Consider the following 22905-nt stretch of genomic DNA (forward strand, 5'->3'; position numbering starts at 1 on the left):
TTTTTTTCTAAATGGGCATATTGGTCATTACCAGCCAAATACTTGTTTTAGGTTCGAATTTAATACAATTTGTTGCTGAGGAATAGGACGATAATAATATTTTGGATCCTCAAACTTACGGGTAACATTTTCAGTTACGATAGCTCCTCCATTGGTACCATTTTTAAGGAATACAGTAGCATCAGATCCTATCTCTCCAGTGCGGTAATATATAAGTGTTATTCCTAATGAGTTCTTTTCCTTCTTGTCTTCTGCAGGAATAGTAACAGACTTATCTATTAAAATAATATCTTCTATCCCATCTCCAGTTAAATCATATTTACCTAAACCTGGAAAATACATTCCTTCCGGGCTTTTAGTCAATAGTTTTCCTGCTTTCCATCTCATCAAATCATCGTACCTGCTGTTTTCAAAAGCAAACTCAACCCTACGTTCTCTTCTGATCTCCAGAATTACACCCTGATTCGATTCAATATTGTCAAACTGCTGCTGTAGTAATGGATCAGGAGATGCATTTGCCTGCGCTAAATTAAGATCTGGCATGCCAACTCTTCTTCTAATCAGGTTAACGGACTCATCTAACTGCGATTGATTAAGTGTACCCAATTCAGCCAATGCTTCTGCATAGCTTAATAGTACTTCTGCATAGCGATAAACAGGAAAATCAACGCTGTTTAAAATTACATTATCGGTACTGTTTACATATCCTTTTAATTGATGATAGCCTGTAAAGTTTTTATTTAGCCTTTGAAGATAGGGCTGCGCATCGGGAACTCTAATCCATCCTGGATAAGCCATTGTTTGAGCTAAACGCGGATCGCGGTTTTCAAACTCCTTTACAAAGCCAAGTTTATCGTAATTTGGTATTGCGGTAAAACGACTGCCATCCTTCATTAAATAGGCCTGTATAAGGTCTTTTGCTGGTGCTTGTTCATAATCTCCAAATACTACACCATTTACATTTTGGCCTCTGTTCTTGGCCTGATCAAAAATATTAACCAATATAACTTCTGGATTAGTAGCCAAATCCTGACTTCCAAATAAGGTAGCATAATCTTGCAGGGGCTTTCCTGTATTGTAGATAGAGAACTTTTTAGAAGCCATTATCTCACCACTAACCCTGGCTGCAGTTTCTAAGAAAACGTTTGCTGATGCTTTTAAATTAAGCTCAGTGTGATACTTGCGATAAGTTCCTTCATAAAGCGCTGTTCTTGCATATAAAACGGCTGTAGCCCATTTCCCTGGTGTTCCGGCAGGTACACTTTCTCTAACATTCTTGTAAGCAAAATCCAGGTCGGCCATTATGCTGTCAATCACCAGTGCCCGTGGGTCACTCGCTTTAAACAACAATTCTTTATCCTGCGGATTCAAAGTACCAGAGTACCATGGTACATTAGAAAAACGCTTTACTTTATCCAGATAAAATTGCGCACGATAGTACTTGGCCAAACCAACATAATGCTTTTTAATTTCGGAACTAATGTTTGCTTTGTTGTAGTTCTCCAGAAAATAATTAATGTCACGCAACCTGGTCCAGCCCCAGCCAGTATTGATATTTTGAGCATTAGTATTACCTGCCATTACATTCTTTACTTCTACAGCAGCAGTTGTGGCTACGTTATCACTGCTTTGATCGTTCAGATAACTACCACGGTCTGGCATAGATAATAGTCCATTTACATACAGAGCAAGATCTTCCTCTGTGTTAAAGAAAAGGTTTGGGGAGATAGAAGTTTGGGGAAAACGATCCAAATCACCCTTTTTACAAGCGCCCAATACAGTTACAATAACTATAAACAGGATATATATATTCTTTTTCATAACTAATTTTTAATGATTGTTAAGCTCCGATTATTAAAAGTCAAGGTTTAAACCAACTGCATATTTCCTTTGAAATGGATATGCCCATGCGCTTGTACTTTGATTTACAGATTCTGGATCTACGAATTTCTTGATTGCGGAAAACTCATAAATATTTTCTCCAGATACAAATATCCTTAAGCGGTTAACCTTAAAACGTTTGGTTAAACTCGATGGTAATGTATAACCTAGTGTAATATTTTTAATCCTTAAATAAGCTCCATTTAGTAAATATTTTGTTTGCGGTATATCTAAACCACTACCATAATTAGCATCGGCCAACCAAGATTGCAGTACAGGATACTGAGAATCAGTATTTGCATCGGCAAGTCCTGCTGCAATGTATGATGCAGAATGTTTAGCCCGTTGTTCAGGTGAATCGGCAGATCCCCTGTAGAAGTTTAAGTTCCATGGATAAACATTAGCGTAAGGTTGTTGATAAGGACCCCAGAATAAATAATGATGAGGATAAAAGTCTCTTTTTAGTACCCCTTGAAGGAACACTGAAACATCAAAGCCATTCCAATCCATATTCAGGTTGGCTCCAACACTATATCTATCACTACTGTTTCCGATCACTTTAAGATCTTTTGGGTCATCAGTACTTAAACCTCTTTCTATCTTATTATCGCCGTTCAAATCTTTATACTTTGGCCATCCTGGAAGGATTTCCAACGCGCCCCAAGGAATAAGGCTCGATTCATCTAAAGCAGCTATTTCTTCTTTGTTCTTGAAGAAACCATCATTTTCAAGTCCCCATATCTCGCCAATATTCTGTCCTATACGGTAAGAAGAGAATAAGTTCTGATCGTTTGTGAATTTTGTAATCTTAGAGCGGGAATCTGAAAGGAATATCTTAGTTTGAAAGTTAAATGGTTTAGATCCAATATCAAATCTATCCCGATATGTTACAGACAATTCCCATCCTTTGGTTCTGAGATCTGCAGCATTTTGCGCGGGAGGTGTTGTCCCCAATACACCTGGCAACTCCTGCCCTGCAACTAACATTCCTTTAGTGTCGCGAATATAATAGTCAAATCCAAGAAGGAATTTATCATTAAGCAATCCTATATCGGTACCCATGTTAAGTGTTGAAACCCTTTCCCAGGTATAAGTTTGTGGATCGATAAACAATTGCGGAGCTCCCAGAATAACCTGACGCTGCACACCATCAATCAAATAATTTGAAGGACCTGCCGGAAGCGTTTGAATATAAGAGAAGTCACCTACATTCTGGTTACCAAGATCTCCATAGGTTGCACGAAGTTTAAGGGTTGACAATACCGGAGCCAAAGGCTTAATAAATTCTTCTGAACTTGCAATCCACGCAAGTGAGGCTGATGGGAAGAAACCCCAGCGGCTTTTAGTTGGGAAACGGGATGAACCGTCATAGCGTCCGGTACCTTCTAAAATATAACGATCTTTAAACGTATAGTTTAATCGGCTAAAAACACTGTTGGTTCCATAAGCCTTGTAGCTTGTGCCTATTGTAGGATCACCTGTGGTTAAACCAAGATAAGGAAGGGATGATGAAATCAACACGCCACGCTGAGCATCTACTGTTGAATAGCGATAGTTTTCGCTGTTATAGCCCACCATCGCACTAAAGAAATGATCGCCTATGGTTTTCTTATAGGTTGTATACAAGTTAAATACATTATTGTATAAATAGCCATTGCTTTCATTTACATAACCATTACCACCTTCTTCTCTAATATCGTCGGGTCCATATCCAATTTTATATTTTTTCGAATCATTATGGTATTTCCATAATTCCCTTTTGAATGAAGCATCCCCATTTACCTGTAAGTCGCCATTAAGGAAGGTGGCAACAGCGCCAGTGATGTTGTGAAAGCCAAACATATTCTGAAGGTTACTGCCTCCATCAACCAATCTGGCGGCAAGTCTGCCCGCAGATGTATTTGCCCAGGTTCCATCCGGGTTTTTAGCAACATCGGTAGGTTGCAGATAATATAAGTCTCTAATGTCTGCAGTAGGTAAAGCACGCTTAGTTTCGTAAATGTTAAGGTTATTATCCAACTTAAGCCAGCTTGTTGGAGAAAACCCTACTCTTGACCGTAAACCATATCTGTCCCAAAAATCAGCTGTGAGTTTGTTAAGTCCGTTCTCTTTTGCGTAATCTGCAGATAAATAGTAGGTCAGCGGNWTMWSATYKRMANKWGCKYCGYSTNGRKAAAGAKWTAGTATGATTTTGCGATATACTTGCATCATTAAAAAAGTACCCATACCAATCGTTGCTTCCCATGTAAGCCCACTTTCTTGGATCAGCTGGGTCCAGTCGGGTATCTGCAATGGAGGGATTTTCTGATCTTTCTTTTGCCCATTTATAATATTCGTCCGAGAAATTCACGTAATCCCAGGGAGTATTATCTGTAGCTGTTTCCAAAACCCTGGAGAATATATACGGATCGGTAACGGGTTTAGCAAGTACCGTTGGCTTACCCCAAGAGCTAAAGGCATTATAGCTAATGGTTTGTTTACCGGCAGCTCCCTGTTTGGTTGTAATCAAAATTACACCAAAAGCGGCTCTGGCACCATAAATTGCAGCTGATGCAGCGTCACGTAAAACAATAAATGATGATATGTCTGATGGTGTTAACCTTAGCATATCATCGTTGGTTGATGGAATTCCATCAATTACAACTAAAGGTGAACCTCCGTTGATGGAAGTATATCCTCTTATATTTATTACTGGGACAGTACCAGGAGCACCGCCACCATAAGAAATGTTTAATCCAGKRYTRANRKCMKTGYAAWGNNKGMAYWAMGYTGGCCACCGGTCTTGATTCGAGCTCCTTTCCAGATATCTGATCTATTGCACCTGCAATGTTAATCTTCTTCTTTGTACCAAATCCAACAACCACCACCTCTTGAAGGTCGCTCAGATCTGGAGTTAGAGTTACGTTTAGCTGTGTTTCCCCATTAAGGTTAATTTCTTGCTGTTTATATCCAATGTAGGAAAAGACAAGAATTGCCTTAGGGCTTACATTTGTTAGGGTGTAAATACCATTTGTGTTTGTTGCAGTGCCCAGCTTTGTTCCCTTTACACTGATGTTAACTGATGGAATTGGCCCTTTAGTTTCGGCATCCCGAACCACACCCTTTACGGTGATATTCTGGGCAAAACTCTTTGCTGCAAAAAACATGAAGCAAATTAGTAGTAGCTTTTTTTTCATAATTGCATTGAGATTAAGTTTGTTTGGTTTGGTATCGTATTTACTGTCTGAGCGTCGCAAATATCCACTTGCAATGTTAACAGCAGGTTAGAACTAAATTAATAAATTAATTGAACATACATTCAATCTATAAAAATAAATTTGTGAAATAAGATTACTTTTGATTAGTTTGGAAGAATAAATTTTATCATGGGAAGAAAGAGCCTGAAAGAGGCAAGACAACTAGAAATTATTAAGATATTTTATAAGGTTGCTAAAACAGAAGGTTACGAAAATACCTCAATAGCGAAAATTGCCAAGGTGATGGATATCAATCCAAGCCTTATTATCCACTACTTCGAAACAAAAGAAGACCTAACTTATGGCCTTATTGATTATATACTTGAAAGATATCTGCTGATCTACACTATTAAAAATAAGGACGCAGTTACGCTTTCAGATTTACAGAAAACAATTGAAATGCTCTTCTCAAAAAAATGGAATTTGCTTTTTGATGATGGATTGTTTTATACTTTTTATGCTCTGGCATTCAGAGAAAAAAAGATAAAAGCAAAGTATAAGACCATACTAGACTCGCTTCGTTTTGCTCTTGCTTCAATGATAGCACGGTGCAATGAAAAAAACTTGATTAAAATAGAGGATTCTAAAGCGGCAGCTGACTTAATTTTTGTACTGGTTGATGGTGCTTATTTTTACCTTTCTTTAGAAAACGATAAAAAGGCCTATGCTGAAAGACTGGATTACTATAAAAGTAAAGCCTATCAGATTTTGGGAATGGACGCGTTAATCCTTTCGGACAGTACTCTGAGTCCTTAACTGGCGCCCTAAAGCATATACTCCAATAAACATCCAGAGTATGTTGGCAACAGCATTTGGCATATCATTACTGTCCACCGCTGTTGCCACTAAGCATAGTCCGCCAATTATATTCAGCAACTGAAAAGTGAGCGATTCAGCAGTTATCAGTTTTATGCTTAATAATAAATAGCCTACAGTACATAAGACCACACCCAGCCAGCCAATGCTCGTTAATATAATTTGCTGCATACTTGAAACTTGTTTAAAGAGTTAAAAGTAAAATTGCAATTTTAATATGATACCGAGGAAATTTTATCGGATAATAGTTATACTGCCTTTTAATAAACCACAGGCTCGTTTTAAATCAATTATGTAATAGTAAGTACCTACTGGCAAATCTTTTCCATTTTGCCGGCCATCAAACGGTTGCTTATACCCTGTGGACGCAAATACCTTCTGTCCGTAACGATTAAAGATCAACACAGTCCCTTCAGGATAATTTATCATATCGGGTATTAGCCAAACGTCATTATGCCCATCATTATTAGGAGAAATAGCATTTGGTAATTTAGACAAACCTTCATTTTCAATAGTAACTCTTATTCTTGCAGCGGGACTTTCACATAATCCTACTACTTGTCTAACAAAATAGTTTTGGCTAGTTATAATATTAACCTTAAAAGTCCCAGAGGTACTTTGATCTAAACGGGTTCCATTTTCATTAAGCAGCACATAAGTGCCGAATTCAGGCTGCATTACCTGAATAAAAGCATCACCAGGAGCACAAATCTTTAAATCATTTAATATTGGAGGAGATAAGATTTTATCTTCATTTAAAACAGTATACAGAATAATTTGTCTCGAACAGGTAACCGCATCACCAATCGTAAGCGAATAATTACCTGCGGAAATATTTTCAAGAAGTGATCCAGAACCGATTGACTGACCATTACTGTCAGACCAATAATAATAATATGGAGGCATTCCGGAAATACCAGGAGCTTTAATGCTTCCTTTGCCTAGATTGCATTGGTCGTTTGTAACTTTTTCTTCGTCCCGATTTATAACAGCTGCAGCAATGTTCAATATTGAAAATTCTCTATAGAAAGATTCGCAGTTCTTATTATCAGTAAGATATAATTTATAGCTTCCACCCGGCCCCGTTAAAGTCATTGAATTACCCACTGTCATGCCTGAGGCATTAACCCACCTAACTCCCGAAGGTTGTAGACCATTTACTTTAATTGTGATTGATCCATTTGGTTGGTTACAGGAAGAAATGGTCTGACTAACACCTTCGACATCAAATCTTGTAGATGGTAATTCTTTAACTTCATAGACCTGGCTTTGCTGAGTACAGCCAGAGGCATTGCTTGCCACCAAATGATAGTTCCCGACACCAACTCCTGTCAAGTTCAAGGAATGTCCTACTTCCTGATTAGCTTGATTCAACCATTTATATGTAGTAGCCCCCGTAATTATCAAGCCGGTTACCCCGCCAATTGTTGAATTACAAGCTACTGGAATGAGCTTCGCATTCGCTTCATCAATAGTAATTCCATTTGTTTCTTTGACCTGAACGGGAGCAGATGCTAAAACGGGGCATGCCGTTCCATCTTTCACTTCAAGAGCATACCAGCCTGATTGAACATTTACTAGGTCTCTTGTATTACCTACAGTTACTCCTGCAGCATTTTTCCAGGTGTAAGTAATATTTCCAGTTCCTGTTACTTTAACGCTGGTTATGGAACCACTAGAGCCATTGCAGGTTGTATTTTTAAAAACGGCACTGGATAGGTCAATGGAAGGGCCGGTTTGATTGGTCAAAACAATTGGGCCATACCTAACTATACAATCGTTATAACTGGCCTCAACAAAGTAAGTCCCTGCTCCTGCTTCAATTAAATCAAGGGAATTTCCTCTTTCCCTACCGCTCTGGTCTGTCCACTTAACTTTATAAGGAATACTGCCATTTGATAAATAAAGATAAGTAACCGAGCCGTTATTCATCCCACATGATGGATTTTGGATTTTTATATCCCGATCATCAAATTTTGGCGTCCCATCCAAAATTTCATAATCATAAGTTTCTGAGCAGCTGCTATTCAATAAAGTTAAGCGGTATTTACCCGCAGGCACATTCTTTAGGTCCGGATCATTGCCTACAACCTTATTTTGTTCATCAGTCCACTCATATCCCCCAGTATTTTTAAAACGCTGACCGACAATTGAGCCATTGCTATTCCCACAGGTAGCATTTAAAATATCAGTATATTCATACAAAATTGGCATGGTATACATTGAAGTAAAACCATTACGGGTGGCTGTTGCTACGATCCCTTTCTGGATATCACCTTCGTATTTCCATAAACCATTAGCATCTGCATCTATCGTTGTAATATAAGATACGGGCTGGCACCTCTCACAGTCGTCATCCCAAAAAAGCTCTACTTTTGAAAGGGGTGTAGCCGTTCCGGACACAAAGGTAGCCGTCATTTGTTTAATTTCTATCTCAGGCAGGAGTGTGCTGGGTGTTACATACACTGCTTCTTCCCGTCTAATATTTACACAAAAAATACTGTTACGTTGTACCAATATAGATGTTGGAGATACAACAGCTAGCTGTTGTCCACTTATGACGTTTGGTTCTCCGGAATTCTCACCTCCTACCTTAACATTATCATTTGAAGTCAAGTGAATTCCTGCCGGATATGAGGGAACTCCAGGGTAAGACTCTTTTACAATTCTATTTCCTTGAAAATTTATTCGCCCTGAAACCTTTTGAATAAAAGTCGAATACGACCCTTGTATCTTATTATCCAAAACATCAAAGGAATAGGGATAGTAATCATCCCCGTTAAAACTGAAATTATTAAAATTAATTGCGAAAATCATTCCATCATAAAATCCGGGCAGTGAAATAGTGGCCCCATTAAAGTCATATCCAAAGTGATTATTTTGTATTAGAAAGGAGGATTCGAATACCCTATTGGGTAAGGCAAACTGGCTGGTGATACAATTTGTGCCTCCAATTATGTTTCTTTTGGCTACATCATCACCACCAATTTCAATCCTGCCTTTGCAGTAACTTAAATCAATTCCTCCATTATAACCAAAAAGAACCTCTCTGTTTGTTTTGCCATCGGGTTCAAATCCAAGAATATTTGAGAAAAACTTAAGATTTTCAACACCTGACTCCGATGCTTCTACACCATTTTTTATTGAAACTGGAGAAGTAGAAATAACATACCCATTATTGACTATTACGTTCCCTTTTCCGGGAGCACCAATTTGGATATTTCTGGCATTTTCAGCATATATGGCAGGTGCTGGTGCTAATAATTCGCCATCCAGTCCATAGATTATACTCCCTTGGAAATCTCTTATATAACATCCATAAAGTTCAAACCCATCTATATCAACAAGAACAAAGGCACCAAAAGATAGGGTTTGGCTTTGAGGCTGTATAATTACTTTGGCATCACTAATACCAAAACTATTTCCAGGTTGTGTGGTTCCATCTATGGCAAGATTTGAAGTCAGATATTCAAGGGCGGTGATCAGAGTGATCGTTCTCTGATCCTGGGATGTGCCAGGTAAATTAAAATGAATATAATCTTTCTGGCCCACCCCGTTTGCTGCAGCTTTCTGAAGGGCTTCCCTTAACGAACCAACGCCACTATCAGCATTGCTGGTCACTACAAAAATTTCAGAAAAAGCACTAAAATTCAAGCAGAGTAAAATCAACAGCAATATAAACCTCATAATAAGAGCGCGTATTTAATGGCAAAAAAGCATTGCTAGCTTATCTAACAATCAAATCTAAGCTTTTATTAATATTGGTATATATCAATTTGAGATAAAATTTTTACAGATAGATGCTCTATACCCCTGCTTTCTTAAGCACCTCTAAAGTTTTTCTTAATCCCGTTTCTGCTACCTTTTGCAAATCCTGTTTATAATATTCGGGATTATAAAGCTCCAGAGAAATGCAGCCTTTAAAACCTGTTGATTTAAGGTCTTTGAAAATCTGCGGCAGAGGCAGAATTCCATCACCAGGGAAAACACGGTCTTTATCTCCCAAGTCGGCAACCGCTGCCGGAGAAGAAGGCACATCTGAGAATTGGAATATAGCAATAGCATCGCCATTGATGAGTTTCAGCCCTTCAAAACCACCTTCAGAGATATACATATGATAAGTATCAGGAATCACCATCGCTTTTGGATGATTAGCATCTAAAGCAATCCCCATTGCCTGGCCCAATGTTTTTACGGGTTGATATTTTACAAACACAAGGGCCGGGTGAATGTTAAATTCCTTTAACCCAATTTCAATAATATCCTTATATCTATTTGCTATCCATTTCTGATTAAAGTTATCTCCAGCTGTATCAGGAATGGTTTGAATATGCTGAGCGCCTATATCTGCAGCCATGCGCATTCGATTGCGTGTATCTTTCAAAGATTTGTCGAACAATTCTTGTGTAGGAGGCAGGGAGTTCCATAAACCTATTACACTTGGCACAAACAGACCCAGGTCTTTTATTTCTTTTCCAAGGTCCTTCAAATTACCGCCCTTTGCTTCGTACTCTTGCAATTCTCCATCCCATGGTTCAATTGCATCGTAGCCTGCTTTAGCAGCTATTTTTATTTTATCTTTTAACGATGCGGGTCTTATAGTAGCAGTATCCAGACAAACAGGCCACGGACTGGCACCTTTTTGATAACGTTTTTCTTTTTTGTCTTTTGATAATCCTGTTTCTCCAAGCACATACATAGTTGGCGCAACAGAAACTGCTCCTGCAATAGCACTAAGATTAATAAATTTTCTGCGGTTCATATAATTAGATCAAGGTTTTATAATTCGGTTTTCACGAATATAAAAATATTCCAATCTTTTTAATACTTCGTATCAGTTATTATACGAAACTGTACCTGCCTACTTATCTGTAAACACCATATCACTGGTCATTTCCATAGGAATCGTCACACCTTCAGGCATCTTATCATTTGCTTTAATCTCCATACTTCCTTTAATATCCTGATTAATCTTTCCTTCAATTATCCAACCTGTATTCTTATCAATCTTAATAACTGAATTCATAGTGCCAGCAAGATTATACTTTATTGGCATTCTATTAATTTCCGTATAAACATCCTTATTTTTTGTGGTAAACATGGAAGCGCCACTAACAACAAATTCTGTTGCAGTAATTTCATCAAGCTTATAAACACCATCTAACGTTGCAGACATGCCTGCTTCCAATTCTGTTTTCACATTCCATGTATCGCCTTTTGCTACTGCTCGGTCGGGGAACACCGCAGACAGCATTTCCAGATTACCTTTAAAAGCTTTATCGCCATACGACTGCATAATCTTACTCCGCATTTGCTCTTTCTGCTCAGCAGTGAGCTGAGGGAACTTTTCAAATACTCCCGCATATAGTGCCTCTACATTCTTTACTTCCGTTATTTTACCCGCCTTGGTCATTTTAATTTGGAAAGATTTATTTTTCATCATACCAAAAACCGAAGACAAAACATCTTTTTCATCGTTCTTTTCAGAATCAAAGGTAGACTCGCCACCCGGGTGAATTATTTTCATTGACAAGTTTACATAGCTTACGTCCATGCTATATATCCCTGCTGTATTATCTGTAACAACATACTTCATTTGACCGGTTATGGTCATATTAATATTTATAGCCTGACCATTCATTGTTTGCTTTACAATGGTATTGGCTACAGTTTTCTGAGTATAAGTTTGTCCTTTAGTTAGCTTTAACTCAATCTTTTGAGTTTGCGACAAACAAGAAAAACATACAAAAACAGAAAGAAAGAAACTGAAAATAATTTTCATAAGGCGTTAGTTTGATTTAAAGAATTAGTTACAATAACTAGAGTAAAATTACAGGAAAATGCGACATTTCTCTAATATCACCAATAAATCATTTATATGTAACATTCTGTTTATATCACTATATATCTACTAAAGATTTCTCTTCTTTGCGACCGAATGAACGTTCAATTAAACAATTTCAACAGCAAGCGCGAGGCTATTTTAAATAGCACATTAGTACTCGTTAAGGAGTACGGATTTCATGGCGCTCCTATGAGCCAGATTGCCAAACATGCCAATGTGGCCGCAGGAACCATCTATCATTATTTTGATTCGAAAGAAACACTAATTGTTGAGCTTTATATAAGAACTAAAGATCAACTGGCAGAAGCCATACTTGAAGGCTATGATGAATCAAAATCCTATAAGGATCGTTTCTTTAAATTCATGATCAATCAATACAATTTTTATATACAAAATGAACCTGCAATGGTCTTTCTGGAGCAGTATATAAACTCCCCTTTTGCAAAGAATTTCCCCGAAAAAGACAGTATTTTGTTTAAGGAAAAAGTAATTGGATTTTTTCAAGCCGGAATAGATGGAGATTATTTTAAAAAAATAGACCCCAGATTGCTCGGACCAACAATAAGAGGCACGTTAGTTGCGGCTGCAAACTTCAGATTATCAGAGCATATGATATACTCTGAAGAGGACATTACGGAGGTGGTGCAGATTGTTTGGGACGGAATTAAAAGACAATAATATATATAATGGCTTTAACTATACTCAATTCCCCTTTTAAATATGAAAATTCATAAATTACTCGTAATGCTTCTTATAGGTTTACCCGCATTGCTACCCGAAAAGTTGGTAGCACAAACGGCAAACAATGATAAACAGCTCAGCAATGCTACACTTCAGGAAGTGATAGATTATGCACTAAATAACAGACCGGGGGTGAAGCAATCTCAGATCGATGAAGAGATTGGCGAGCGCGATATCAAATCAGCGCTGTCCGGCTGGTTCCCTCAAATTAGTGGTAATGCGAATTATAACAACAACCTAAAGCAACAGGTAAATGCGCTTACTACTAATGGCGAAACCAACTACATAACCTTTGGCACCAAACATACTTCTGCGGTTACTTTACAGGCCGATCAGCAATTTCTAAATGCTGGTCTTATTCAGGCTTCAAAAGCCTCTAAATATTACAGACAACAGTACAAGCAAAGTACAGAAAACACTAAAATAAATACTGTTGTAGATGTGAGCAAAGCATATTTTGATATCCTTACCAGTGGCGAGCAGTTAAACATTATCAATGAAAACATAGCCCGTTTAGAAAAACAACTGAAAGATGCATCTGCTCAGTATGAGCAAGGCTTGGTAGACAAAACAGATTTTCAACGTGCCCAAATTAGCTTAAGCAACTCCAAAGCCGATAAAAAGAGAACTGAGGAATTGCTAAAATATAAATACGCTTATCTTAAAGAGATCATCGGATATGGTACTGATAAAGACTTTAGTTTAAACTTAAAGTCCGACAGTATGGAACAAGGTATTCTTTTAGACACCAATGCACAACAGGCTTATCAGAACAGAGTTGAATATCGTTTGCTGCAAACGCAAAAGCAATTACAACATTTAAATACCAGCTACAATAAATGGAGCTACCTGCCCTCCATTTCTGGTTTTGTAAACTATAGCTAWAATTATTTAAACAACAACTTTAGCAATCTGTACGATAAATCTTTCCCAAGTTCGGTACTTGGGTTAAAACTAAGTGTCCCAATTTTTCAGGGAACCAAAAGAATTCAGGAAATCAGAAAATCTGAATTACAGGAAAAAAGAATTGACCTTGATTTGTTGAATACTAAAAATCAAATCAATACGCAATATGAGCAAGCAATGGCTACTTACAAAGCAAATCTGAACGATTGGAAAACAGCAAGATCAAACGTTGATATTTCCAGACAAGTATACAATACGATTAAACTTCAATACGATGAGGGGATTAAAACTTATCTGGACCTGATGACATCAGAAACAGATCTGCGTACTGCCCAACTCAATTACTTAAACTCATTATACAGTCTGCTTTCTTCGAAACTTGACGTACAACAAGCACTAGGAACTATCATCGTAAATTAACGTAATTTAATAAGAACTCAAATGAATACTACTAACTACATAAAACTAGGCATCGTAATACTAGGAACAGTTACATTAGCCTCTTGCGGTGGCGATAAAAACGCCGGACAACAGCAAGGTCCCCCTCCCGCTACACCCGTAACCACTTACACTGTATCAGATCAGGAAGTAATCACTACAGATTCTTATCCTGGGGTAGTGGTTGCTTTAAACGAAGTTGAACTACGCCCGCAGGTTGGTGGCTACATCACGGCTATCTACGTAAAGGATGGTCAAAAAGTATCAAAAGGTCAGAAGCTTTATGAAATTGACCGCACAAAATATATTGCTGCAAACAACACGGCTAAAGCAAATCTTGCGGTTGCCAAAGCTAATCGCGATAAAGCAAAAAAAGATGCTGATCGTTATACCAGACTTGCAGAGCAAGATGCAGTGGCAAAACAACGTGTTGATTACGCGTTAACAGATTTGGCAAATGCAGAATCACAGGTAGCCGCAGCACAGGCTCAGTTATCATCTGCTGCAAATGACCTACAGCGTTCAATCATCGTATCGCCGTTAAACGGAACAATAGGAATATCTCAGGTTAAACTGGGCGCTTTAGCAACTCCTGGTACAACTTTATTAAATACGGTTTCGAGCAATAATCCTATAGCAGTAGACATTGCTGTTAACCAGGCAGAAATTCCTCGTTTTGTACGTTTACAAAAGAATACTGCAGCAGTAAAAGATTCACTTTTCAATATTCAATTACAGGATGGCAGCATTTATACCGGGCAAGGCCATATTACCGCTATCGATCGCGCGGTTGACCCCCAAACAGGAACCATCAAAGTAAGGATCAGTTATCCAAACGCTGAAGGGAAACTTTTTGCAGGTATGACTGTAAATCTAAAAGCTTTAAATAAAGCGTCAGAACATCAACTGGTAATTCCATACAAATCTGTTATAGAGCAGCTGGGCGAATTTAATGTTTTTGTTGTAGGTGATAGCAGCAAAGCCGAAGCCCGCATCGTTCAACTGGGTAAACAGTTTGATAAAAATGTAGTGGTAAAAAGCGGACTAAAACAAGGGGAAGTAGTTGTGGTAGATGGTGTACAAAATGTACGTCCAGGTGCTGTAGTTACGACCGCTCCGGCTGATGCAGCCCCGGGAGCACAACCAGCAGCAGGCGCAGTTAAAAAATAGATTTAAAGAATTCAGAGATATGATATCAGAAGTATTTATAAAGCGACCCATCACAGCTATTGTGATTTCCCTTTTGATTGTTCTGGTTGGTACCATCGTGATTACCACATTGCCGATCAGTCAATACCCAAATATAGCACCTCCAACGGTTACTGTWAGNTNGRMAYSWATWYCKGWKCAKATGYGCAAACTGTAGAGCAAACTGTAACTACACCCATAGAAAGCCAGATCAATGGTACTCCGGGCATGAAATACATGTCATCGAACAGTACATCTGATGGCCGCTCGGCAATAACCGTTACTTTTGATGTGGGTACAAACATAGATGTCGCCGCCCTCGATGTTCAAAACAGGGTGGGTATTGCAGAACCTGCCTTACCCGAAGCGGTAAGACGTTTAGGAGTAACCACTAAAAAAGCAAACAACGATATTTTGATGGTGCTTGGACTTTACTCTCCTAATGGCACTTATGATCAGAAATTCATTTCGAACTACGTAAACTTATACGTAAAAGACGCTCTATTAAGGATTAAAGGTGTTGGAGATGTTCAGGCATTCGGTCAGCCTTTTAGTATGAGGATCTGGCTTGATGCCAACAAACTTGCCAGACTGAACTTAACCCCAGCAGATGTTTCGGCTGCAATTGCAGAACAAAACTCTAGAATCCCGGGTGGTACAGTAGGTGGCCCTCCTCAAAACAGCAATCAAACTTTCGAATTCTCAGTAATCCTTGATGGTGACCTGAGTACGGAAGAGCAGTTTAGAGACATTGTAGTAAAAACAGGAGCCGATGGTTCTGCAGTTTACTTAAGAGATGTAGCCAGAGTAGAGCTTGGTGAGTTTGCTTATTCAACCAATTCAAAGATAAACGGTAAGGTGTCCTCTATGATGGCCATCAACCAAACTCCAGGTGGTAATGCTGTGCAAACAGCCGATGGAATAGATAAAGCCATGCTGGAGCTAAAAAAATCTTTCCCTAAGGATCTGGATTATGTAGTGGCTTACGAAACGGTATCTATTGTAAAGGTTTCCATCAACGAGGTAGTTCATACCCTTGTAGAAGCCCTTATACTGGTAACGCTGGTTGTATTTTTCTTCCTTCAAAGCTGGAGAGCAACGTTGATCCCAATTCTGGCGATCCCCGTTTCCATAATAGGTACTTTTATCTTCTTTACCCTTTTCGGATTCTCTATAAACGTACTTACCATGTTTGGTTTCGTACTGGCCATCGGTATTGTGGTGGATGATGCGATTGTGGTGGTAGAAGCTGTGCAGCATTACATGGATCACGAAGGACTTTCGGCACCTGATGCAACACGCAGGGCGATGAAAGACATCACCGCACCGGTAATTGCCATCGCATTAATACTTGCAGCTGTATTTATTCCGGTAGGATTCATACCCGGCATGGTTGGTCAGTTGTATCAGCAATTTGCCATCACCATTGCAGTTTCGGTATTGATCTCGGCATTTATCGCTTTATCATTAACACCGGCATTATGTTCATTGCTGCTTACACCAATGAACCTGAACAAAGATTCAAGGGGATTAAACAAGTTCTTCTTTAAATTTAATATATGGTTCGCCAATGTAACCAGCAAATACTCAAACGGTGTAAAATGGGCCTTAAAAAAGGCTCCTTTAATGATGATCATTTTGATCTGTCTTTATGTTGGAACCATTGGTTTATTTGCTAAAAAACCATCCGGTTTTATACCTAATGAAGATGCAGGAGTATTTTTGATGGGTGTTACTTTGCCAGAGGGAGCCTCTGCAGTACGTACCGATGCATTAATCAAAAGAGTTACAGAATCCATACTAAAAAAATACCCTGAGGTAAAAAATGTTACTTCAATTGGTGGTATCAACATCCTAAACAGATCATTCAAATCTAATGCTGCCACATTCTTTGTGCAGTTAAAAGATTGGGACGACAGACCAGGGGACGTGGCTACAACTATCGCCAATATTTCTCAGGACTTTAAGGGTGACAAAGAAGGGAGTGTAATTGTTGTTGCACCGCCTCCCATTCCTGGATTGGGTATTAGTGGTGGTTTCTCTTTACAGATCCAGGAAAAACAAACCGGCGACATAAAGCAGTTTGAGGCCAACGTGGGCAAGTTCCTTGCTGCCGCCAATCAGAGACCGGAAATTGCGATGGCCTATACCCTATTTAATGCACGAACTCCAAATTACCAGGTCCACGTTGATCGTGACCAGGCTAAAAAGATGGGCGTCTCAATAGGTACAGTTTATAGCACTATTTCCGCTTATCTGGGTAGTAGCTATGTAAACGACTTTACCAAATATGGAAGAAATTTCCGTGTAGTTACTCAGGCCGACACCAATTTCAGAAAAGGTATTGAGAACCTTAACGGTCTGTATGTTAAAAATTCGGCAGGTGCCTCTGTACCATTAAGTTCAATAGTTAGCTATAACATAGTAGAAAAAGCTTCCATTATAAATCACTTTAACCTGTTCAGGTCTATTGAGGTAACAGGAGCGGCAAAACCAGGCTTTAGTTCTGGTGATGCCCTTACTGCAATGGAAGAAGTTGCAGCACAAACCTTACCGGCAAATTATTCCTATAATTTCTCCGGTTTGAGTTTAGAGGAAAAAGAAGCAGGTAACAGTACCACATTAATCTTTGCACTTATTATTGTTTTCGTATTCCTGTTACTCGCTTCTCTATATGAAAGTTGGTCTGTTCCATTCTCTATCCTTTTGGCTGTGCCACTTGGTCTGTTTGGAGCTATTCTGGCACTTACATTTTTGCCAAAACTCGACAATAATATATACGCACAGGTCGGTTTAATTACACTGATTGGTCTTTCTGCAAAAAATGCAATCCTTATTGTCGAATTTGCGAAAGAACGTGTGGATTGGGGTATGGAGTTAATTGCAGCTACAATTGAAGCAGTGAAACTTCGTTTACGCCCAATTATCATGACATCTCTGGCCTTTATATTAGGGGTTATTCCATTGATTATTTCTCATGGTGCAGGTGCTGTTTCCAGGATGACAATCGGCTGGACAGTTGCAGCAGGTATGCTTTCGGCAACCATTCTTGCCATATTTATTGTACCTGTATTATTTGTGTTAATTACTAAGCTTGCGTATGGTAAAAAGAAACTTGCAGAATTGCAGGCTTCTTATAAACCAGAAGAACATAAAGATACTTTGCATGCCGATTAAGCTGTAAAGAGTAAGGTTTAAACACGTAAAAAGCTGACCATATGGTTGGCTTTTTCTATATACAAGTATTTGATAATGGATGTATTTTATTACATTACGTACCTGTTTAATCAGCGTCCATATGGTTAGTTTTATTATGCGAAAATCAACACTTTTAAAAACCTTGTTTAGTATTGCAAGTTTTACCCTTGCATCTTTTCAGAATATATCTGCCCAGCAAAAACCCAATATTGTATTTGTTTTAACAGATGATATGGGCTACGCTGATTTGGGTTGCTATGGTAATCCGGTTATAGAAACACCTTTCTTAGATCAAATGGCCGCCAAAGGTATTAAGGCTACCAATTTCGCACTGGCATCTCCAACCTGTTCGCCGTCACGTGCGGCATTTCTTACCGGTCGATACCCTACCAGATACAATATCCCTGCGCCTTTAGGGCCTGGTTCTGATCAGGGTTTGCCTGCCTCAGAACTTACAATGGCTGAAATTTTAAAAACCGGTGGGTATAAAACCAACATGATTGGTAAATGGCATTTGGGCGACAAAAAGGCTAACCTGCCAATGGAACAAGGTTTTGATAATTATTACGGATTGCTATATAGCCACGATTACCGCAGCCCTTATGTGCAAACCGACACCACCATTAAACTGTACCGAAACTATAAGCCAGAGGTCTACAAGCCTGCTGATAGCTCACTAACCTCTTTATACAACAATGAAGCTATAAAGTACATTAAAAAACAAAAAAAGGGGGAACCATTCTTTCTATATCTTGCCTATAACATGCCTCATTTACCAGTATATTTTGCTGCCCACAAAAAGAATAGCGACTTAACACATGGCGGGGAACTTGGTTACGTTGTAAACGAAATGGACAGAGGTTTAAGTCAAATCTGGAAAACATTGGAACAACAAGGCTTAGCCGACAATACTATTTTTATTTTTACGAGCGATAATGGCCCCTGGACTAATTACCCTGAAAGGATGTCTGGAGATGGTAAAACACGACAGAACCATGTCGGATACGCCGGAATATTCCGCGGCAGTAAGGCTACTACCTATGAAGGTGGCACAAGGGTTCCATTTATCTTATACTGGAAAGGACACACACAAGCACAGGTTCAGAAACAACTTTTTAGCAGTGTTGATTTATTGCCTACCCTGGCCGAATGGAGTGGTACTAAACTACCTGATAACCTTAAAATTGACGGGCAATCAGTAACTCCATTATTTACTAAAAAAGACGTACCCTTCCAGCATCAACCAGTATACTACGTCCATTACGGTGTTCCGGAAGTAGCCCGCATAGGAGATTGGAAACTTAGAAGAACCAAAGAAAGCGGGATAGAATTATTCAATCTGGCAGAGGATCCTTCAGAACGGGTAAATTTAAATAACGATTATCCGGAGGAATCCAAAAAGCTATTAAAAATACTAGACAATTATCCTGACAAATAAGGTTTTAAGCCTGGGTTGCTAAGGTCTTGCCAGGGCTTTCAGTGGGCTTTAGCCCTACCAAGGCCCTGGCAACCCCCTAGCAACGCCCTCTCAACTACGGTATATAATTAAAGTGCATTTAGCTTGTCGCTAAGCAACTTAGTTACTTCGTTAAAGTAACGTTTACGGCCGTAACCCATTACCCAGCGGATGCCTCCTAAAGCATTGGTAATAAAAACTTCTTCAGCTTCTTTTAATACTTCAGGGTTTATTTGTGCTTGTATTACAGGAATTTCGTTGGTTTTGGCAATATTCATTACCACATTTCTCATTACCCCTGCAATACAACCTTCTGTTAAAGCCGGTGTATAAATCTGTTTATCGTAAACCACAAAAATATTGGAACTGATGCTCTCGCATAAAAAGCCATTTTGGTTCAAAATAAAAGCCTCATCAAGGTTGTATTGTTTTTTATACAGCCCAGCCATTACATAAACTAAAGAATTGCAGGTCTTATAATTTGAAAGTTTATCAACAGGCTTTGTAAGTTCATCAAATACGTCAACAATTAATCCTTTTTTATTGAGTTCGTATGTGCTTTCGGTTAATGCAGATGCCTCCAATACATATCCCGATTTGTTGCTGTTTGGCGTATATAACCCATCGCCTGCCCTGTAAACAGACAATCTGAACCTTACATTATCTTTAAGCTTGTTCTTTTTACAAAGCTCATTGGTTTTTTGTTTCAGAAAATATTCATCGAACAAAGTTGCACTCTCCATTTTAAGAGCTTTCATTCCAGCTCTTAACCTATCGGCATGCAATTCGGCAAACTTAAGTTTTCCGCCAGACATTCGCATAGATTCAAAAAGGCCATCACCATACCTGAAACTGCGGTTATCAGCAGTTATAATAGGTTGATTTTTTAATATAAATTCGTCGTTATGTAAAATGTACTCTTGCTGCATTTATTGAGGCTCTACGATATAGTTTCTCCATTTATTTAAAGCTGTATCGAAATCGGGTGGCAAAGGTGCTTCAAATTCCATATACTTTTTAGTAGTTGGATGAATAAAACCTAAAGTTTGTGCATGTAAAGCCTGTCGTGGTAAAATATTAAAGCTGTTTTGTACAAACTGCTTGTATTTATTAAAGGTAGTCCCTTTTAATATTTTATCACCTCCATAATTTGCATCATTAAATAATGGATGCCCTATATGCTGCATATGTGCCCTGATTTGATGTGTTCTTCCCGTTTCAAGTTGACAACTAATTAGTGTTACATATCCTAAACGTTCCAGAACGGTATAATGTGTTACAGACCACTTACCTTTTTCTTCATCATCGTAAACGTCCATCACTATTCTATTCTTAGCGCTACGGCCGATATAACCTGTAACAGTACCATCCTGCTCTATATCGCCCCAGGCTAAGGCAACATATTTACGGGTAATGCTATGATCAAAAAATTGCTTGGCAAGTTTGGTCATGGTGATTTCGTTCTTACTAATCAGCAATAAGCCGGAGGTATCTTTATCAATACGGTGCACCAAACCAGGCCTACCCTCATTACCTGGCAATTGTGGCAATTGCTCAAAATGAAAGGCAAGCGCATTTACCAGTGTACCTGTATAGTTATTATATCCGGGATGGACTACCATTCCTGCTGGTTTATTTACTACCAAAAGATCAGCATCCTCATAAACGATATCTAGTGGAATATCTTCAGGGTAAACTTCAGTGTCTCTTGGAGGATGTGGAAATACAACAGATATTTCATCTGCCGGCTTTACTTTATAGCTCGGTTTTACTGTTTTTTGATTAACCAGAACGTTTCCCGCGTCTATTGCGTTTTGAATGCGGTTACGGGAAGCATTTTCTACCCTATACATTAAAAACTTATCAATGCGCAATAAAGACTGTCCTTTATCAACAACAATGTTCAAATGTTCATACAGATCCTGCTCCTCTAATTCTGCCCCGCTGTTGTTGTTTTCCATTAAAATTGTGTTTTATTTCTATTAATTAATCATTAAATGCTCCTGCAATATCCCTCAATTTTAATATTTCGGGGTTTTAGCGATTTCGTTTTGCAAAACTAATCTTTAGCAACAACATATTTAGAAAAGAAATTGGCCTATTATTTGAGAAGTGCATGATCCAGACTAAATAATCTTACTATGAAAAATTTTACTGAGAACATAAAAGTAATTCTTAACTTCTTTCCTTATTTGATTAAAAAAATCTACTTTAAGCATTAATTAATACTGTTTAATAAAAGGCTATTTATATTTGTACAATGTTTACAGATATTTATAGTCCTATACATCAATTAAAGCACCCTGCAAGAAACCAGGTATTGGTAAAAAGAGATGATTTAATTGATCCTTATATTTCTGGAAACAAATGGCGTAAGCTAAAATACATCTTAAAAGATGTACAGAAAAACAATAAAAAACACATTGTTACTTTCGGTGGAGCCTTTTCTAATCACCTTGTTGCAACGGCAGCTGCTTGTGCCAGGGCTGATCTAAAAAGCACAGCTTTTGTGCGTGGCGAAGTGGTAAGCAATGAAATGCTATTGCTTTGCAAGCTGTTTGGGATGAATTTAATTTTTACCGACAGAGACAGTTACAGAAACAAACCATTATTATTTGATGCTCATTTTGGAACGGATCCTGACGCTTATTTTGTTGATGAGGGCGGTGCCGGTGCAGAAGCTGTTAGAGGCTGCGCAGAGATTATTGCTGAACTACCTCAGGATATTGATCATCTGTTTTGCGCCGCAGGAACAGGAACCACTGCTGCAGGTCTGTTAAAAGGAATTCATCAGCGTAAGTTAAAAACTCAACTTCATGTAGTACCCGTTTTAAAAGGCGGTGACTTTATTGCCGATGAAATTTATAAGCATACCGGAAACATTGAGCAACTGGTTATGCATACTGATTATCATTTTGGTGGATACGCCAAAACCCCTCCTGCATTGATTGAATTTATTAAAAATTTTATTGCTGATGAGGGGATGCTTATTGACCCCGTATATACCTCAAAAATGTTCTTCGCAATTGACGACCTGATAGGCAATAATTACTTTAAAAAAGAAGATAAAATAATTGCCATCCATACCGGTGGTTTACTGGGAATCTGGGGTATGAAAGATAAGTTTATTTATTAACACTTGTTAGACCGAAATAGATTCTATTTCAAAAACATACTTTAAATCGTTTAAACCTAGTTTT

The 22905-nt window shown here is 38.5% G+C and carries 14 protein-coding genes and 4 pseudogenes; 8 read left to right on the forward strand and 10 right to left on the reverse strand.

The genetic code is table 11. From position 1 onward, the window contains the following. Window positions 1–27 precede the first annotated feature (27 nt). From N824_RS20930 to N824_RS34485, 4 genes and pseudogenes are all read right to left on the reverse strand, one after another. Complete coding sequence (locus tag N824_RS20930; protein WP_048907098.1) at window positions 28–1821, reverse strand: RagB/SusD family nutrient uptake outer membrane protein; 1794 nt, start codon at window positions 1819–1821, stop codon at window positions 28–30. Window positions 1822–1854: 33 nt separating this feature from the next. Then, window positions 1855–4092, reverse strand: a pseudogene (locus N824_RS20935) (SusC/RagA family TonB-linked outer membrane protein). Further along, a pseudogene (locus tag N824_RS34480) lies at window positions 3977–4609 on the reverse strand (TonB-dependent receptor plug domain-containing protein). The pseudogenes N824_RS20935 and N824_RS34480 overlap by 116 nt, the downstream one beginning before the upstream one ends. Beyond that, window positions 4515–5057: pseudogene (locus N824_RS34485) on the reverse strand (carboxypeptidase-like regulatory domain-containing protein). The pseudogenes N824_RS34480 and N824_RS34485 overlap by 95 nt, the downstream one beginning before the upstream one ends. Before the next feature lie 189 nt (window positions 5058–5246). Between N824_RS34485 and N824_RS20940 the strand changes: the two are divergent. Next, a complete protein-coding gene (locus tag N824_RS20940) occupies window positions 5247–5873 on the forward strand; it encodes a TetR family transcriptional regulator (protein WP_048907099.1) in 627 nt (208 codons plus the stop codon). Here the strand turns inward: N824_RS20940 and N824_RS30385 are convergent. The 4 genes from N824_RS30385 to N824_RS20955 form a co-directional block, all read right to left on the reverse strand. Beyond that, a complete protein-coding gene (locus N824_RS30385; RefSeq protein ID WP_152542435.1) occupies window positions 5841–6104 on the reverse strand; it encodes a hypothetical protein in 264 nt (87 codons plus the stop codon). The genes N824_RS20940 and N824_RS30385 overlap by 33 nt on opposite strands. Before the next feature lie 63 nt (window positions 6105–6167). Beyond that, window positions 6168–9620 (reverse strand): gliding motility-associated C-terminal domain-containing protein, encoded by a 3453-nt coding sequence (locus N824_RS20945; protein WP_048907100.1) that lies wholly within the window; start codon window positions 9618–9620, stop codon window positions 6168–6170. Between the two features lie 118 nt (window positions 9621–9738). After that, window positions 9739–10695, reverse strand: a complete 957-nt coding sequence (locus N824_RS20950; RefSeq protein ID WP_048907101.1) for a sugar phosphate isomerase/epimerase — start codon at window positions 10693–10695, stop codon at window positions 9739–9741. 99 nt (window positions 10696–10794) lie between these two features. Then, complete coding sequence (locus N824_RS20955; RefSeq protein WP_048907102.1) at window positions 10795–11715, reverse strand: DUF6263 family protein; 921 nt, start codon at window positions 11713–11715, stop codon at window positions 10795–10797. A gap of 156 nt (window positions 11716–11871) precedes the next feature. Here N824_RS20955 and N824_RS20960 point away from each other — a divergent pair, with 156 nt between their 5' ends. From N824_RS20960 to N824_RS20980, 6 genes and pseudogenes are all read left to right on the forward strand, one after another. Beyond that, entirely contained in the window at window positions 11872–12456 is a 585-nt protein-coding gene (locus N824_RS20960) for a TetR/AcrR family transcriptional regulator (RefSeq protein ID WP_048907103.1), read from the forward strand. A 42-nt stretch (window positions 12457–12498) separates the two neighbouring features. Beyond that, window positions 12499–13845, forward strand: coding sequence for a TolC family protein (locus N824_RS20965; protein WP_052334243.1), 1347 nt, complete (start codon window positions 12499–12501; stop codon window positions 13843–13845). A 21-nt stretch (window positions 13846–13866) separates the two neighbouring features. After that, window positions 13867–15033 carry an efflux RND transporter periplasmic adaptor subunit gene (locus N824_RS20970; protein ID WP_048907104.1) on the forward strand — a complete coding sequence of 389 codons (1167 nt, stop codon included), beginning with the start codon at window positions 13867–13869 and terminating at the stop codon, window positions 15031–15033. Between the two features lie 19 nt (window positions 15034–15052). Then, window positions 15053–15229: pseudogene (locus N824_RS35630) on the forward strand (efflux RND transporter permease subunit). A 32-nt stretch (window positions 15230–15261) separates the two neighbouring features. Beyond that, on the forward strand, window positions 15262–18228 hold the full coding sequence (locus N824_RS20975) for an efflux RND transporter permease subunit (protein WP_255327469.1): 2967 nt from the start codon (window positions 15262–15264) through the stop codon (window positions 18226–18228). Between the two features lie 121 nt (window positions 18229–18349). Further along, complete coding sequence (locus N824_RS20980; protein WP_235207230.1) at window positions 18350–19687, forward strand: sulfatase-like hydrolase/transferase; 1338 nt, start codon at window positions 18350–18352, stop codon at window positions 19685–19687. A 107-nt stretch (window positions 19688–19794) separates the two neighbouring features. On the opposite strand, the gene N824_RS20985 is transcribed toward N824_RS20980, so the two are convergent. Both N824_RS20985 and N824_RS20990 read right to left on the reverse strand, forming a co-directional pair. Beyond that, a complete protein-coding gene (locus tag N824_RS20985) occupies window positions 19795–20634 on the reverse strand; it encodes an aminotransferase class IV (RefSeq protein WP_048907105.1) in 840 nt (279 codons plus the stop codon). After that, on the reverse strand, window positions 20635–21666 hold the full coding sequence (locus N824_RS20990) for an RluA family pseudouridine synthase (protein WP_048907106.1): 1032 nt from the start codon (window positions 21664–21666) through the stop codon (window positions 20635–20637). A 299-nt stretch (window positions 21667–21965) separates the two neighbouring features. Between N824_RS20990 and N824_RS20995 the strand changes: the two genes are divergently transcribed. Further along, the gene (locus N824_RS20995; RefSeq protein ID WP_048907107.1) at window positions 21966–22841 is read left to right on the forward strand and encodes a 1-aminocyclopropane-1-carboxylate deaminase/D-cysteine desulfhydrase; all 876 of its coding nucleotides are present in this window, start codon (window positions 21966–21968) and stop codon (window positions 22839–22841) included. Window positions 22842–22905 lie beyond the last annotated feature (64 nt).

This window comes from Pedobacter sp. V48, from assembly GCF_000523515.1.
Lineage (GTDB): Bacteria > Bacteroidota > Bacteroidia > Sphingobacteriales > Sphingobacteriaceae > Pedobacter.

Coding starts and splice junctions, on each gene's coding strand:
- N824_RS20930 (WP_048907098.1), bottom strand. CDS start 1,821: ATGAAAAAGAATATATATATCCTGTTTATAGTTATTGTAACTGTATTG.
- N824_RS20940 (WP_048907099.1), top strand. CDS start 5,247: ATGGGAAGAAAGAGCCTGAAAGAGGCAAGACAACTAGAAATTATTAAG.
- N824_RS30385 (WP_152542435.1), bottom strand. CDS start 6,104: ATGCAGCAAATTATATTAACGAGCATTGGCTGGCTGGGTGTGGTCTTA.
- N824_RS20945 (WP_048907100.1), bottom strand. CDS start 9,620: ATGAGGTTTATATTGCTGTTGATTTTACTCTGCTTGAATTTTAGTGCT.
- N824_RS20950 (WP_048907101.1), bottom strand. CDS start 10,695: ATGAACCGCAGAAAATTTATTAATCTTAGTGCTATTGCAGGAGCAGTT.
- N824_RS20955 (WP_048907102.1), bottom strand. CDS start 11,715: ATGAAAATTATTTTCAGTTTCTTTCTTTCTGTTTTTGTATGTTTTTCT.
- N824_RS20960 (WP_048907103.1), top strand. CDS start 11,872: ATGAACGTTCAATTAAACAATTTCAACAGCAAGCGCGAGGCTATTTTA.
- N824_RS20970 (WP_048907104.1), top strand. CDS start 13,867: ATGAATACTACTAACTACATAAAACTAGGCATCGTAATACTAGGAACA.
- N824_RS20980 (WP_235207230.1), top strand. CDS start 18,350: ATGGTTAGTTTTATTATGCGAAAATCAACACTTTTAAAAACCTTGTTT.
- N824_RS20985 (WP_048907105.1), bottom strand. CDS start 20,634: ATGCAGCAAGAGTACATTTTACATAACGACGAATTTATATTAAAAAAT.
- N824_RS20990 (WP_048907106.1), bottom strand. CDS start 21,666: ATGGAAAACAACAACAGCGGGGCAGAATTAGAGGAGCAGGATCTGTAT.
- N824_RS20995 (WP_048907107.1), top strand. CDS start 21,966: ATGTTTACAGATATTTATAGTCCTATACATCAATTAAAGCACCCTGCA.